We start from the raw sequence: 16,464 nt of genomic DNA on the forward strand, positions 1-16,464 counted from the left end.
ATTTTGTCAACACAAATTTCTTTCTAGCCAGATCACTATTTTGTGCATTGCTATCCTGACTAATAGTCATGCGTATTGTATTATTATCAGAATGAGCCTCGGAGCATGCTCACGCCACGTGCGCAGGCCGCTCTCAATCATTCATGGCAGGCTCAAAGCACATCTGATAATCACGCAGCTGTCATCAGGGTCATAGCATCCACGATAGAGCTGTGCCTCAGAAGCGTTTATGCCTGTGAATTTCCCCTGTGAGACCTGCGGTCTCATCTCCTTAATCAAACTGTTCTTCTCTCCTGTGAGATCCCGCCTGTCAGCAGCCAGTACCTGCATGCCTTCAAGTCGTGCCAGTACCAGGCCTGCAGCATTGTGCCTGACGAACAGTTAATGACCATCTTTGCCTGCTGTGTTAACAGTAAGGGTCATGACAGGGAACTTCATCTGCCGCCATGAAGTATTCCGTTTTTAACGGGATATCAGAGGCCGGATTTTGATTACGTAATTGAAGACATATGCTCACAGAGCATATCTGTCTTAAATCAGCTTTATACAAGTTTAGGATGGGTCTGATGTTAAATAACTTCCTCACCTCTCAAAAGGGCCAGTTTGCAGGAGCCTTTGGTATCTGCGTTGTTCTGACCGGTGTTGCCACTCTGGTCTCCAACGCCTCCAACCCTAACTACGCCGTTACCTTACGCCTCTCTCACGCCCGCACCGCCGGTTCCATTGCTGATCTGACTGCCTACAAGTTCAAGGAACTGCTCGAGCAGAACTCTCAGAAGCAGATCGGCGTTACCGTATATCCAAACAACGGTCTGAGTGGTGGCGACCAGTCCCGCTCCATCGAGCTCGTCAAGGGCGGCAACATCGACATCCAGATTTGCTCTGCTACCGATCTGTATAACGTAGATAACCGTTTCGGCACCTTCTGGATGCCATTCCTCTTTGAAAACGATCAGCAGATCGAATACTTCGTCAACAACGAGAAGGTTAACGAGACCCTCGATTCCTGGCTCCAGCCACATGGCCTTGACCTGCTGGCCATGTACTCTGCCGGTGCCCGCCAGATTTCCAACAACGTCCATGAGATCACCAGTCCTGAGGACCTCGACGGCATCAAGTTCCGTGTTCCTCCATTTGAGGGTGCTCTGACCACTTTTGAAGCTCTGGGTGCCCAGGCTGTCAAGATGGACTTCATCTCCGTAAAGAATGCTCTTAAGAACAATGAGATTCAGGGCCTTGAGAGCACAGTTCAGGGCTTTATCTCCTCCAAGCTTTACAAGGACCAGCCATTCCTGACCTTATGGAACGGCATTTATGACACCCAGATGTGGATTGCCAATGAGAAGTCCCTGGCTGCCTTAAATGACGATCAGCGTGCTGCTTTCACCGACAGCCTCCACGAGGCCATTGCATGGCGCACCAATCTGTACACTGAGTTCAACAAGCTCTACCTCAAGACCCTGGCCGAGCGTGGCGTTAAGATCACCCAGCTCACCCCTGAGCAGATTGCCGCTTTCCGTGCCAAGGCTCAGCCTATCTACCAGCGTTATGTAGATACCCTCGGTCTTGAGACCTTAAACTACTTCCTCCAGAACCGTGGCCCATCCGATGCAGAACTCCAGCAGGCCATTGAGAGCAATGCCCAGCAGGCTGCTGCCGAAACTGCCCAGACCATGCCAGAGATGGCTGCCCCTGCCGAGGCTGTTCCAGCCGAGGCCGCCCCGGTTGAGCCTGCCCCTGAGGCTGCTCCAGCCGAAGCTGCTGCCGAAGCAGCCCCTGTAGAGGGCGAGGCTGTTGCCCAGGCTCCTGTTGAGGCTGCCCCGGTTGAGGCTGAGGTTGCTGCCCCAGCTGAGGCTGCTGCCCAGGAGGATGCCCAGGCTGAGGCTGCTGCCCCAGAGGCTGCCCCGGCTGAGGGTGAGGCTGTTGCTGCTGCTCCAGCCGGCAAGGCTGCTGTAGCTATTGGCCCGGCTGACCAGAACATCGATGAGGAAGCTCAGCCAGCTCAGACCGAAGAAGGTGAGATCACCATTACTGAGGTAACTGTTGTAGATCCAGCTGCCAACATCGCTCCTGACCTGCATCAGGAAGCCGGTCTTCCAGAGACTGTAGAAGAGACCACCGATGATGCCGCTGTTGAGGCCCTGGCTGCCGCTCAGCAAGAGCCTGCCTGCCCACCTGCCACCGAAGAGCCATCTGCCGGTGACGTTCAGGTTCCAGCTGAGCAGGAAGCTGCTGTTGCTCAGGCCCCTGTTCCAGCTCCAGGCGTAAAGACTCTGGTCAAGGACACTCCTAAGGTAGCCGGCTTCAAGCCAGTTTACGAGGACGTAGCCTCCGTAAGCGGCTTTGCTCCTATCGTTCAGGACACTCCATCTGTTCAGGGCTTTGACACCATTACCCGCAAGGTTCCTGTCTACCAGGCTCCAAGCGGCTTTGATGCCCCTGCTGCTCCAGCTCCAGATGCTGCAGCCCCTGCTCCAGCTCCAAAGGTAAAGCCACTGCCACCACACCTCAAGGGTGCTCAGTTCCACCAGCCAGTACAGTTACAGTACGTACCAGTAGGCGAGAGCTCCATCCAGTACATCGAGATTGCTCCAGGCAAGTTCCAGGCAGTTCAGATGATTCCTGTTCAGCCTATCGCTGTTGAGGTTAAGGCCCCATCCGTACAGTTCGTACAGACCATGCCTGTTCAGGAGCCGGTATTTGTTCATCCAGCTCCAAAGCACGTAGCTCCAGCTCATGTAAAGCCACTGCCACCTCATGCAAAGCCACTGCCTCCACACGCAGCCCCTGAGGCTGCTCCTGCCCCTGTGTATGCTCCTTCCGTGCAGATGGACCGTCCTATGACCCGTCCAGCTCACGCCCCTGCTGCTGAGGAGTTTCACAAGCCAGTAAAGGCCCCATTTGCCAAGCCACTGCCAGCTCCAGTTCCAACTCCAGTTGGTCCTGCTCCAGAGGCTGCCCCAGCCCCTGAGGTTATCGACGCTGCCGTCTTAACCCCGGCAAATCCAGTTGCTGTTGAAGCCGCCCCTGCCCCAGAGGCAGCTCCGGCCGCTGATGCCGCAGAGCCGGTTGCTGCTGACGTAGCTGATCCACAGGCCCAGACCGCCGCTGCTGCCGAGGCAGATGCTGCCCAGCCAATGACTCTTGAGGCTACCGAAGCTCATGGTCCTGCCGTAGCTGACCTCCCAGCCTCCGCTGAGGCCGGTGTTCCAGAGGGTGCTCAGGTTGAAGAGCCAGCTCCAGCTGAGACCAGCGTAGCCCCAGAAGCTGCCAAGTAATCAAAATCCGGTCAGACAGGCTGCAGGCATAGCCTGACTGCCCGCAAAAGACCCAAAAGGCCCGCACCTTACCAAAGGCGCGGGCCTTTTTCATTTCTGCACTACCCAAAAACCCTACACTCCCGTCATGGCCTCTCAGTCCGCCGCTGCACAGCTCCCTGGCGGCCAGGCAGGCTGGCCCTGCCAGCAATGCTACTGGCCATGCCAGCCATGCCGACTGGACCGGCCCTGCTGTGGCGCTGAGCCACTGGCTGGCCTGAACTTGCCAGCCATGGCTCGCCATCGCCCGCCAACAAAGGCCATGCAGGCCCCATTGAGGCCCCATTGAGGCTCCACTCAGGCCCTATTGAGGCTCACTCAGGCTCCACTCAGGCCCTATTGAGGCTCACTCAGGCTCCATTCAGGCCGCATGCCGGACCTGCATGGGGATGCATGGGGATGCATGAGCCTTGAGGTGGGGATGGAAATTAATTTATTGATTTAGATAAAACTGTAGGCAGACAAAGGGCGTAGCTGTCGCATTTTGTGACTGTTGTCCGATCAACTTAATCCACTTAACAAGAATTTAACTAATGGCACTCAGTCTATTTAACCGATATTAAATATTCTGTGTGCCTGACAGACATGACAGTATTATTCGTACCTGGATTTAACAAAGCTTCGGGCAATTTCCGGGCTTTTCAGGTATTGGAGCCACGCGGCAGCAGATTAAAAGTGTCCCATGGCGGGGACAGCCTGCCCATGCAGGAAAAAGCATTGTACAATTCCTTAACAGGTACCGCTGTGGCTGATCAGGACCGTGAGCCTGAATTTTGAGGTTTTTTATGATCTTTTATGTAGAAGACGATAACAGCATCCGTGAGATTGTCCTTTATACCCTTCACTCCATGGGCTTTGAGGCACGTGGTTTTGAAGACGGCCAGAGCTTTCTCAAGGCTCTGGAAAATCATAAGCCATCACTTATCATGCTTGATGTCATGCTGCCAGACTACGATGGAGTGGAGCTGCTCAAGATCATCAAGCGCCAGGCAAAGACCAGCGATCTGCCGGTAATCATGGCCACTGCCCGTGGTGCAGAAATCGAGAAGATTCAGGCCCTTGATCTGGGTGCTGATGACTACCTGGCCAAGCCTTTCTCCATGATGGAAATGGTGGCCCGTGTTAAGGCCGTATTACGCCGCTACAAGAAAGAAGAGCCTAAGAGCCTGACTGCAGGCCCTCTGAGCCTCGATGAAAACAGCCACGTGGTCAAGGAATACAACCGTGTGGTTGAGCTTACCTACAAGGAATACGAACTTCTGGCCCTGCTGCTCAAGCATCAGGGACGTGTCTACAGCCGCGAGCAAATCCTCGATCTTATCTGGGGTCATGACTATGACGGTGAGAACCGTACTGTAGACGTGCATATCCGTACTCTGCGCTCCAAGCTGGGCGAGAGTGCCAATCTGATTAAAACCGTCCGTGGTGTCGGTTACAAACTTGAATACTGATTGAACTTGTCTTCATCAGTAACACCACCATACTGATTCAAACAGAATATTCCCAAGCCTGAGCTTCACTTATTAGCGAAGCCAGGCTTTTTTTAACACGCATGGCCCAGCCCGCCGCTGCTGCGCGCTGGCACCGCGCTGAATCAGCTCCTTTGCGCAGCGCATGCCCCGGCCATGCACATGCCTGACCGTTGCCTCGTAGCCGGGGCAGGTCAAGGCGTCTGACTTCAAGTCTGGCTGCCTGCCTGAAGGATTATGCCCGGGCAGCAGATCGCATGCCCGCTGCCGGGCCGGAACAGCCGGACAAGGAATCAAAAGTGCGCAAGAAGATCTTTCATGCTTTTCTTAAGCTTTCAGTAGGACTGCTGCTGGCCCTGTCAGCTGCTGCTGTACTCATTCATCAGTTTCTCAAGACCCAGGACGAGATTAAGCATCTTGAGAACTTCGGCACCATTATCTCCACCGCCATCAACAAGCATGGCTGGGACTTTTTAAGGGACGGTATCGATTACGAGTGGGTGCGTATTACCCTTATCAACTCCGACGGAACCATTCTTTACGACTCTGAGGTGGAAGAGAAAAATCTCGACAACCATCTAAACCGTGCCGAGGTCGAGGCCGCGCTCCATACCGGCTACAGCACCTCCAAGCGCTTTTCCGACACCCTGCAAAAGCAGACCTTTTATCACGCCATCAAGCTCGATTCAGGTCAGGTACTGCGTCTGTCATTTACCTCTGATTCCCTGTACCTGTACACCAAGCGCTTTACCATCTTCCTTATTCTCATGATGATAATGCTGACTGGAGGCTGTTATTACGTGGCTACTCTGCTATCACGCTCCATTATCGAGCCTATTAACAGGGTCAATCTCAACGATATCCGCTCGCTCTCTGATCCGGGCAACCACACCTATACCGAGCTGCAGCCTTTTCTGTGGCGCATAGGAATGCAGCAGCATAAAATTGATGAGCAGTTCCACGAGCTGCGCATCAAGACCAATGAATTTCAGGCCATTACCAAGAGCATGAGTGACGGTCTGGTAGTGCTCAATGCCAAAGGCAATATAGTCTCAATCAACAAGATTGCCCGCAAGATCTTCGATGTCACCAAGGAAAACTGCATCAATCAGAGCTACAAGTCCATAGACAACTCTGAGTACATGCAGGAGATGATGTCCCTTGCTGCAACTGATCCGCGTCAGACCCGCTCCATTGTCCGTGACGGCCGCGATTACGATATCCGTTTCTCCAAGATCAGCGACAATGGCGTCTGCCTTGGCTATGTGCTCATCATTTTTGATGTCACCGAAAAGAAGCGCACTGAGCAGATACGTCAGGAATTTACTGCCAATGTCTCCCATGAGCTCAAGACTCCGCTGCAGTCAATAATTGGCTACTCGGAAATGATGGCCAACGGCTTTGTGCAGAGCGATGACATCAAGCACTTTGCCAGCCGTATCCACAAGCAGAGTTCCCGTCTTAAGACTCTGATTGAGGACATTATCTTCCTGTCACACCTTGATGAGGGTCAGCTGTCCATTATGGAGGATCTCTCCATTACCAGCATTGCACATGAGGTTTTTGAAAACCTCCAGGAGAAGGCTCAGGAGCGTAATGTCCAGCTGCAGATCCGTGGCGATGACATCAAGATGGTGGCTGTTAACCGCTACATTTATGAGCTGATCTACAATCTGGTAGACAATGCCATACGCTATAACCGTGAAAACGGCAGCGTAACCATTACCCTGCACACCACCAGTAACAAGTACATGATTTCGGTAGCTGACACAGGCATAGGCATTGCCCCTGAGGAGCAGCACCGCGTCTTTGAGCGCTTCTACCGCGTCGACAAGTCTCACTCCCGGCAGACCGGCGGCACCGGCCTTGGACTGTCCATAGTAAAGCGCGTAGTGCTCTACCACCACGGAAAGATCAAGATTACTTCCCACTTAAACCAGGGCACAGTATTCAGCATCACCTTCTACAAGGACAAACTGCGTGAGCTGCGCGAGGAAAACCGGCGCAAGCACGAGGCCCTGCTAGAAGCCAACCGCCGTGAACACGAACGCAGCAGCTCAGAGATGGCCGCCCTGTCCACCCCACCAGAAGCTGATGCATCCGCCGACGCATCCGCTGAGGCCGCCGCCCCCACTGACGCTGGCGCATCCGCTGATGCCGCCGCACCGTCTGACGCTGGCGCGGCTGCTCCGGCTGACGCCGCAGCACAGCCAGTCGCGGCTGACAGTGCTGACCATGACAGCACCGAGGGCCATAACCAGCCGGCTGCCAGTGCCTGAGCCAGCGGCCGCTGATGCGGCCCGTCAGCTCAGCTGAGCATGGTCTGACCCACATGGCCCAGGCCCGGTCAGCGCGCTGCACTGCACCCGTACTGGGGGCTTGAGCGGCCCCAAAAACAAAACGGCCACCAGAGTAATTGCTGGTGGCCGTTTTGTTTTGCCTTGTGCTTACTGTCCCACTGGGGGCCGCCGGCTGTGCCGGCGAGGCTATGGGGCTGTCAGCTGTCGGGCTTTAGCTTGGGATAATCATGCCCTCTTCACGCATACGGGCAATCTTGTAGCGCAGAGTACGTGGGCTGATACCCAGCTTCTCAGCTACAGCCTGACGGTTGCCACGGCAGTCAATCAGAGCATCGAGGATGATCTGATATTCCTGCTGCTTGAGCTCGCCGCCCAGAGAGCTTGGGATCTTCTGGTTGCGTACCATATCCATGGAGGAGCTGATGATAGCATCACTGCCAGACTGGCCCATGCCAGGCTGCCCCATGCTGTTCTGGCCCATGCCGCCAGGCATGCCGTTCATGCCACCTGATACTGCGCCCATGTTAGATCCCATGCCGCCCTGAGGCTGGCCATAGGAGCCACCCATGGCGCCCATGCCGACACCGCCCATGTTCTGAGCGGCCATGCCCTGACCGGCTGGCTGACCTGCCATGCCGCCCTGAGACTGCATGCCGTAGCCGCCGCTGTTTCTGAAGTCCTGAGGCTGAACCATGCCGGCACCATTGCCCTGTGCACCACCTGACATGACGCCCTGCTGACCTGAAGAGCCGCTCAGGGCACTGGCCATGGCCTGATCACCATTCCAGCCCTGATTCTGGCCATTGTCAGCAGCTGCCTGCTCCTGGGCCAGTACTGGAGAAACACCGCTGATAGCCTGCTGCTGGGCACTGCTTAAAGCCTCATCAAGAATGAGGTCAGCAGCTTCGATGACGCTGCCATTGCAGATAATCAGCGCACGCTGCATGACGTTTTCCAGCTCACGGACATTGCCCGGCCAGCTGTAGCCCTCAAGACGGGCTACGGCCTCAGCGCTGAGCTCAGGAATAGCACGGGAGTTCTCAGCGGCATGACGCTGCAGGAAGAAACGGGCCAGAGGCATGATGTCGCCTGAACGCTGGCAAAGTGGCTTCCAGCGCAGTGGCAGCACATTTAAGCGGTAGTAAAGGTCCTCACGGAACTTGTTTTCAGCTACAGCCTGCTTGAGGTCACGGTTGGAGGTGGCCAGCACACGCACATCAAGAGAAATGGTCTTACGGCCGCCCAGGCGCTCTACTTCCTTTTCCTGAAGGACACGCAGCAGCTTGGACTGCAGATTGAGGTCCATTTCGGTAATTTCGTCGAGCAGAATGGTACCGCCCTGAGCCTGCTCAAACTTGCCAGGACAGGCCTGAACGGCACCGGTAAAGGCACCCTTTTCATAACCAAAAAGAGTGGACTCGAGCATGGTGTCAGGAATGGCAGCACAGTTGATGGCTACGAAAGGACCTGAAGCACGAGGTGAATTGTCGTGCACATAGCGGGAGAGCACTTCCTTACCTGAACCTGATGGACCGGTAATCATTACGGTGGCATCTGAGGATGCTACCTTGGCAGCAAGCTGCAGCAGCTCACCTGTGCTCGGGTCAGCCCAGATAGGCTCGCGGCGGTTGATGCGCTTGACAGGCACATAACGGGAAACCTGGTTTAACAGTACCTCAGGGGCAAAAGGCTTGGCCAGATAGTCGATAGCACCGTCTCGCATGGCGGTAACAGCACCGTCGATATTGGCATAGGCTGTCATCAGCAGCACCGGCATCTGAGGGTAGCGGTCGTGGATGGAGCGCAGCAGTGTGTGGCCGTCCATGCCATCCATCTGAATGTCAGAAATGACCATATCAACATTGCGCTTGAGCAGTGTTGCCAGAGCCTCATCTCCATTGCTGGCTTCAATGCAGGCATAGCCCGTAAGCATGAGAGTATCAACAATAGCCTCACGTAACTGACTATCGTCATCTACAACCAGAATTTGACTTTGATGCATTTTTCCAATCTTCTCTCTGACAAATAAAAAACCTTTTGCGATACAGCAAGGCTCTCATCTCCGGCATGGCTGTGCCCGCCCGTGGCCCGTCAAGGGCTGAACGCCCTTGCGCATGGCGCAAGGACGTCGTGGCTCTGCAAGCCACCAGGCTGAGCCCGGGAGGATTTGATGCCTGCAGGTCGTTTGAACAGATCTCTCTTATGTCTGTGATCTTACCGTGACCTGATAATCAGGGCTGATCCGTGATCAGCTGTTGAGCTTGTGACCGCCTGAAACATCAACCTGTACATGAGTATAGCCGTCATGACGCGGACTGTCCTGAGGCGGATCCTCAGTGACATGATTGCCATCGCCCTGAGCTTCACTGGCACGCAGCAGTGCCGCCTGCTCCTGACGTTTACGGGCATAGGCCGCAAAGGCCTCTGAAGTAGCCGTGTTGGCTGCTGTTGCAGCCTGTTTGGATATTCCTGCTGCTGTCTGGGGCAGGGAACCGAAGTTGACATGATGCTCATGCACGCCCTGATGCTCATGCATACCCTGAGGCTCGACTGTGCCAAGACCAAGGGCATGATGCTCATCATTCATGTGCATTCCGGCCCCCGGCAGCACCGAACGCTCCAGGTGAGCAGCCTGACCTGAGGCATGAACAAAGCCCATGCTCTCATGCATGCGGCTTACTTCCTCAGGTGTATCTTCGCTGTCTTCATCATCATCTGACAGCTCCTCGATATCTGACTCATCATCTGAGGACTCATAATCATCATCGTCCTCATAGTCATCAGCATCCTTGTCATCATCGGCTGCAGCTGCTGCGCCTGCAGCGACAGAATCAGTGGCCGCTGCGCCTGCGGCCCCGGCAGCCGCAGCGGCCACGGCGGCAGCGCTGACGCTGCCCCCAATGCCGGCCTCAGCAGCTGCCTCAGCCCGAGCCGATAGCAGCTCGGCTGCAGCTGAACCTCCCAGAGCCGCGCTGCCTGCAGCAGCGGCCGCTGCAGCACTGGCCATAATGGACTGACCACTGCCCTCATGGCTGCCAGGACCGATTTTCTCAAGGCTTTCAAGAGCGCTCTGGCTGTGTCCGTCTGCGTGCATATCAGATGAGCTGCCTGCAGCTGCTGTGGCTGCTGCTGCCACACCGGCTGGCGCTGCCATGGCTCCGCCATGGGCCAGGGCTGTGCCTGCTGTTGTAGCCGGACCTGATGCAGCCAGGTCTGTTGAAGCCGGTACGCCCTCCGGGGCGTCAGCGCCGGCCTGATGACTGTTAAACAGAGGAATGCTGATGGTAAAGACAGTGGCGAAAGTATCGTTCCACTTTTCCAGGGTAAGTACGCCCTGGTGGACCTTGGTTACGGCGCTGACTACCGCAAGGCCCAGTCCTGTACCTGAGCTTTTGGAGGTATAGAAAGGCTCAAAAATCTTTTCTTTGAGCTCGTCAGGAATTACAGGTCCGTCATTGGCAACCGAAATGACCACATTGTCATGACTGCGCATCAGACGCAGACAGACCTTTTTAGCTCCGGCCTCAACAGCATTGGCAATGAGGTTGCTCAAAGCGCCGGTAAGTGCAGTGGCATTACCCATTACCGGCATCTCTTCATCTGACAGCTCGGTAATAAGCTCGGCTCCGCCCTTGCTTAAAACTGCAGTGACATTGCTGGCAGCCTGTTCGGCCAGCTGACGGGCGTCGATTTCAGAAACAGTCTGCTCATTGGAGCGGGCAAACATGAGGATGTCGCTTACCTGAGCCTCAAGAGCCTCAAGGCGCGATACCAGCTTCTCCTGGAAGCGCTTGCGCGCCATAGGCTGGAGATTGGCATTGCCAAGGTTGGCCGCATAGAGCATGGCAGCAGACAGGGGAGTTCTAATCTGGTGGGCAAGGCTGGCTGCCATACGGCCAAGGGAGGACAGACGCTCCATGTGGGAGATCTTGTCCTGCAGCAGTCTGGTCTCAGTAAGATCATTCATCTGAATGAGCTGACCTGAACTCAGGCTTGCGGTAATGACCTGAAGGCGCCTGCCATCACGAGTGGAGATTTCATGGCCGTCGTCATTGCGGGGACGGAAAACGCGCGAAATGACCTCCACCCAGCGCCGTCCTTCGAGAACGGGCTCACCGAGCAGGGCCAGAGCTGTATGGTTAGCCTTGCTGATCACGCCGCTTTCGTTGACCACCACAATAGCAGATGCGGTGTGAGCGAAAACTTCGGTCAGTAAAGCATAATCATTTTCCTGAGTCTGACTCATAGCAATGCTTCAACCTGCAAAAAAAATAGGACGCACCATACCACTGCTGTCAGCGCCATAAGTACCGAAAAGTACTGGCAGAGCACTGGTTAGCATGACCTTGTTAATACTCCATCCGGGCAAATTATAAATGCTGCAGCATACTCCAGGCTGCACTGAAAATGACAGGATCATGCCCCACAAAACAGATACGCAGGCCATAAAGCAAAAAGCGGCGCTGCTGCAGCCATGGTCCAGAAAAGATCAGAGCGCCCTGAAAAAAAGGGTGCAGCTGCCAGGTCTGACCAGGCAAAAGCCGGGCATGACTTAAAACAGAAAATCCGGATAAATCCTTATTATGCCATTGACTGGGCATCAGCGCCATAAAAAAGGCCCGGCTGTAAGACACAGTCGGGCCATTTTTTTATCAGCATTATAGTACCGGTCACAAGTTGTGATGGTCGCAAAACAATATCTGTATTACACCTGGGGACAAAAAAGCCGGGATAAAACACGACAGAGTCGCACTTTGTCCCGGCAGTTCCCAGCCGCACCCGTCCTGAGCAGGATAATATTCCATCCTGTCCTGCTAAGGGAAGCGGCCCAGCGCACCAGCCTGGCATAGCACCAGGCTGGTGCGCTGCCACGGCCTTACCAGGCCATGCGGCCATGCCGGTCAGGCCAGCCGTCGCGGCCATCCAGTAGCCAGCCAAATGGCAGCCAGGGGCCAGCCAGTGGCCCGCCTGGGGCTGTTAGCCTATGTAGCGGCGTGCGTTGGCAAACAGACGCATCCATGGGCTGAACTCACCCATGTCATCTGGATGCCAGGAGTTGGCAATGGTACGTACCACACGCTCAGGGTGCGGCATCATGACAGTGAAGCGACCGTCAGCTGTGGTTACAGAGGTAATACCCTCAGGTGAACCATTTGGATTTAATGGATAACGATCAGCAATCTTGCCATAGTGATCGATATAGCGCAGAGCTACCAGACCGGCCTGCTCCAGTGACTTGAGGTGCTGCCCGTCACGGAACTCGGCGCGGCCTTCACCGTGGGATACCACGATTGGCATGCAGGAACCGGCCATGTCCTGATAGAAGATGGAAGGGCTCTTCTGAACTTCCACCTGAACAAAACGGGCCTCAAAGCGCTCGGACCTGTTGGTTACAAAACGAGGCCACAGCTCGGCACCTGGAATGAGGTCGCGCATGGTAGACATCATCTGACAGCCGTTACATACGCCCAGGGCAAAGGTATCGCCACGGTCAAAGAAGGCAGCAAAGTCAGTTCTGGCTCTCTCGTTGAAGAGAATGGACTTGGCCCAGCCCTCACCGGCACCAAGCACGTCACCGTAGGAGAAGCCGCCGCAGGCTGCAAAGCCCATGAAGTCCTTCAGGCTGACCGAGCCGTCAAGAATCTGGGACATGTGAACATCAACAGCGGTGAAGCCGGCACGGGTAAAGGCGTGAGCCATTTCAGCCTGGGAGTTGACGCCCTGCTCACGCAGGATAGCAACACGTGGAGCCTTGCCACTGTTGATAAATGGAGCAGCAATATTCTCCTCATTATTGAAGGTAAGCTGACAGAACAGACCTGGATCCTTTTCATCAGCCTTGTCTTCAAACTCCTCACGGGCACAGTCCGGGTTATCACGCAGAGCCTGCATCTGATAAGTGGTCTGAGCCCAGATAGTTCTGAAGTAAGTACGGGTGTTGTTGATAACATCCTTGCCCTCACGCTGGAAGACAATGTGGTCATCATCACGCACAGTACCGATGACATGGCTGATATTGGCAAGACCATGGCCGGAGAGGATATTTAAGACTTTCTCCTTGTCCTCGTTTCTTACCTGGATTACAGCACCAAGCTCCTCGGCAAACAGAGCGGCCAGGTTATCGGAGTTGAGCTGGTCGAGGTTGACCTGAACACCGGTGTGGCCGGCAAAAGCCATTTCAGCAACAGTAGCAAACAGACCGCCATCAGAAATGTCGTGGTAGGCCAGGATTAAGTCAGCCTTGTTGAGGAACTGGACAGCATCGAACAGCCCCTTTAAGCGTGCAGGGTGATCGAGGTTGGCAGGTACGCTGCCCAGCTGACGGTAAACCTGAGCCAGAGCAGAACCGCCCAGACGGCCCTGACGCTCACCCAGATCGATGTAGATAAGGGAAGTATCACCCTTATCGGTACGCAGCTGAGGAGTCAGAGTCTTGCGCACATCCTCGGCACGGGCAAAGGAAGAGATGATGAGGGACATTGGGGCAACTACAGTGCGCTGCTCACCATTTTCCTCCCATGAGGTCTTCATGGACATGGAGTCCTTGCCCACTGGAACGGTAAGACCAAGCTCTGGGCATAATTCCATACCCAGGGTCTTTACGGCATCAAACAGACCGGCATCATCACCTGGGTGGCCATTGGCGGACATCCAGTTGGCAGAGAGCTTGACGCGGTTGAGATCGCCAATATAGGCAGCGGCGATATTGGTCAGAGCCTCACCTACAGCAAGGCGTACGGAAGCCTTGTGGTCGAGCAGAGCTACAGGAGTACGTTCACCCATGGCAGCAGCCTCACCATGGAAGCTGTCGTAGGAGGCAGCAGTAACGGCAACGTCAGCTACAGGTACCTGCCATGGACCTACCATCTGGTCACGGGCAACAAGGCCGGTAACGGAGCGGTCACCAATGGTGATAAGGAAGGTCTTTTCAGCAACGGCAGGCAGCGCCAGAATGCGCTCGGCAGCCTCGGAGGCGCTGATGCCCTTGCCATTGAACTCAGGGCTTGAATGAGTGGTGTGCTCTACCTTCTTGAACATGCGTGGTGGCTTGCCCAGCAGGATGTCCAGAGGCAGATCGATTGGACAGTTGTCGAAGTGTGAGTCGTGCAGAACTACACGGCGCTCCTCAGTGGCCACACCGATAACGGCATACTGGGCGCGCTCACGCTTACAGAAAGCCTCAAATACAGGGAACTTGTCAGGATCAACGGCCAGAACATAACGCTCCTGGGACTCGTTACACCAGATCTGCAGCGGAGACATGCCAGGCTCGTCATTAGGAATGGCGCGCAGCTCAAAACGGCCGCCTACACCACCGTCAGACACCAGCTCAGGCATGGCGTTGGACAGACCACCGGCACCTACGTCATGAATGAACATGATTGGGTTATCGGCGCCCAGCTGCCAGCAGGCATCGATAACTTCCTGGCAGCGGCGCTGCATTTCAGGATTGCCACGCTGTACGGAAGCAAAATCAAGCTCCTCGGAAGACTGGCCTGAGTTCATGGAAGAAGCGGCACCACCGCCAAGGCCGATGTCCATGGCAGGACCGCCCAGAACGATGAGTTTTGCGCCAGGATTGATGTGATCCTTCTGAATGTGCTCACGACGGATGTTACCCCAGCCGCCGGCGAGCATGATTGGCTTGTGATAGCCACGGATTTCACAGCCGTTGAAGCTGGAGACCTGCTCTTCATAGGTACGGAAATAACCGCACAGATTAGGACGGCCAAATTCGTTGTTGAAAGAGGCGGCACCCAGAGGACCCTCAATCATGATGTCCAGAGCGGAGGCAATACGGCCTGGCTTGCCAAAGTCGTGCTCCCATGGCTGCAGATAGCCAGGAATCCTGAGGTTGGATACGCTGAAACCGCACATACCGGCCTTTGGCTTGGAGCCTACACCGGTAGCACCCTCGTCACGGATTTCACCACCTGAACCGGTAGCAGCACCAGGGAATGGGGAAATGGCAGTTGGGTGGTTGTGGGTCTCAACCTTCATGAGGACAGGCATGTCTTCCTCATGGAAAGTCCACTCACGGGTAGCGCTGTCAGCATAGAAACGGCCGGCACGGGAGCCTTCCATTACAGCGGCATTGTCACGGTAAGCGGACAGTACGTAATCAGGGGTGGCCTCAAAGGTATTGCGAATCATGCCAAACAGGGACTTGTCCTGCTCAACACCGTCGATTTCCCAGCGGGCATTGAATACCTTGTGACGGCAGTGCTCGGAGTTCATCTGAGCAAACATGTACAGCTCGATGTCGCTTGGATCGCGGCCCAGAGTCCTGAAGGATTCAAGCAGGTAATCCATTTCATCGGCTGAAAGAGCAAGGCCGAGCTCAACATTGGCCTTTTCAAGAGCCTCACGGCCGCCGGTGCTCAGGGCAATCTGGCGGAAAGGAGCTGGAGTATGCTCACCAAACAGTCGGGCAGCATCGTCAAAGGAGGTCAGAACGCTCTCAACCATGCGGTCATGAATCAGACCGTTGATGATGGCGCGCTGCTCGGCGGTGAACTTCTCACCGCTGCGTGAGGTGATGTAGTAGGCAATACCGCGCTCAATGCGACGGACAGCATTCAGACCACAGTTGTGAGCAATATCTGTTGCTTTGGTAGCCCAAGGGGAAATGGTGCCGATACGTGGAACCACCAGGAAAAGCTCGCCGCTGTCCTCGTGGCTGCCATCAACTGGACCATAGGTCAGGATCTTGCCTAAGACCTCTTTTTGGCTGTCAGTTAAAGCGCCGTCGCAGTCAACCAGGTGAACATAAGCAGTGCTGATGGTGCCGATTTCAACCTTTGCCTGAACCAGTGCCAGAACCAGTTTATCGAGCTTGTAATCGGATAAAGCCGAAGAGCCACGTAAAATATCCATTGATAAAATCCTGAATAAAAGGCTGCAAAAACAAAAGATGCTGTATTTTATCAGAATTGTGGCTTCTCTATTCACAAAAAGTGCCCCAGATCACACTCCCCCGCCCCATGCCATGCCATGCCATGCCATGGCCAGGCATGGCCCTGCCCCGCCGGGCCCGTGACCGTCGCGCCCATGGCCGCCCACATCCCGCCCAGAGGCCCATCCACATCCCCAAGCCGCTCACTCCTGTTTCCTGGGCCATAACATGGCCATGGCCCACCACGCCCAGGCCAGACTCACCCGGGCAAGCAGCTCTATACGCGGCCTGCCCGGGGGCATCTCCGTCACCTGTCCATATCCCTGCACCCCTGAATTGCCAGACTCACATGAGCATGCCCTGCTGTTCCGGGATAATCATGCCAGGTTTATCTCCCGGATAAATTCAGTGACATCTGGTCACAAAGTCCCGTAAATACCGCGTTTTTGACTCTGACCTGACCCTAGAAGTGACTGTGTTGA

General features: G+C 55.2%; 7 protein-coding genes. 3 read left to right on the forward strand and 4 right to left on the reverse strand.

Annotated features, from left to right (window positions below):
• The first annotated feature begins 566 nt into the window (after positions 1 to 566).
• The 3 genes from dctP (at position 567) to MXE41_RS07405 (ending at position 7,065) form a co-directional block, all read left to right on the forward strand.
• Positions 567 to 3,278 carry a TRAP transporter substrate-binding protein DctP gene (gene dctP, locus MXE41_RS07395; RefSeq protein WP_247100044.1) on the forward strand — a complete coding sequence of 904 codons (2,712 nt, stop codon included), beginning with the start codon at positions 567 to 569 and terminating at the stop codon, positions 3,276 to 3,278.
• An 824-nt stretch (positions 3,279 to 4,102) separates the two neighbouring features.
• Positions 4,103 to 4,768, forward strand: a complete 666-nt coding sequence (locus MXE41_RS07400; protein ID WP_246977289.1) for a response regulator transcription factor — start codon at positions 4,103 to 4,105, stop codon at positions 4,766 to 4,768.
• A 317-nt stretch (positions 4,769 to 5,085) separates the two neighbouring features.
• Positions 5,086 to 7,065 carry an ATP-binding protein gene (locus tag MXE41_RS07405; protein WP_247100045.1) on the forward strand — a complete coding sequence of 660 codons (1,980 nt, stop codon included), beginning with the start codon at positions 5,086 to 5,088 and terminating at the stop codon, positions 7,063 to 7,065.
• Between the two features lie 232 nt (positions 7,066 to 7,297).
• Here MXE41_RS07405 and MXE41_RS07410 read toward each other — a convergent pair whose 3' ends face one another.
• The 4 genes from MXE41_RS07410 to purL form a co-directional block, all read right to left on the reverse strand.
• On the reverse strand, positions 7,298 to 9,088 hold the full coding sequence (locus tag MXE41_RS07410) for a sigma 54-interacting transcriptional regulator (RefSeq protein WP_247100046.1): 1,791 nt from the start codon (positions 9,086 to 9,088) through the stop codon (positions 7,298 to 7,300).
• A gap of 246 nt (positions 9,089 to 9,334) precedes the next feature.
• Complete coding sequence (locus MXE41_RS07415; protein WP_247100047.1) at positions 9,335 to 11,332, reverse strand: HAMP domain-containing sensor histidine kinase; 1,998 nt, start codon at positions 11,330 to 11,332, stop codon at positions 9,335 to 9,337.
• 124 nt (positions 11,333 to 11,456) lie between these two features.
• Entirely contained in the window at positions 11,457 to 11,720 is a 264-nt protein-coding gene (locus MXE41_RS07420) for a hypothetical protein (RefSeq protein ID WP_246977284.1), read from the reverse strand.
• Positions 11,721 to 12,063: 343 nt separating this feature from the next.
• Positions 12,064 to 15,963: a phosphoribosylformylglycinamidine synthase gene (gene purL, locus MXE41_RS07425; protein ID WP_246977283.1), complete on the reverse strand. Its 3,900-nt coding sequence runs from the start codon at positions 15,961 to 15,963 to the stop codon at positions 12,064 to 12,066.
• Positions 15,964 to 16,464: the final 501 nt, after the last annotated feature.

Origin of the sequence: Anaerobiospirillum sp. NML120449 (assembly GCF_023051105.1) — a bacterium.
Lineage (GTDB): Bacteria > Pseudomonadota > Gammaproteobacteria > Enterobacterales > Succinivibrionaceae > Anaerobiospirillum.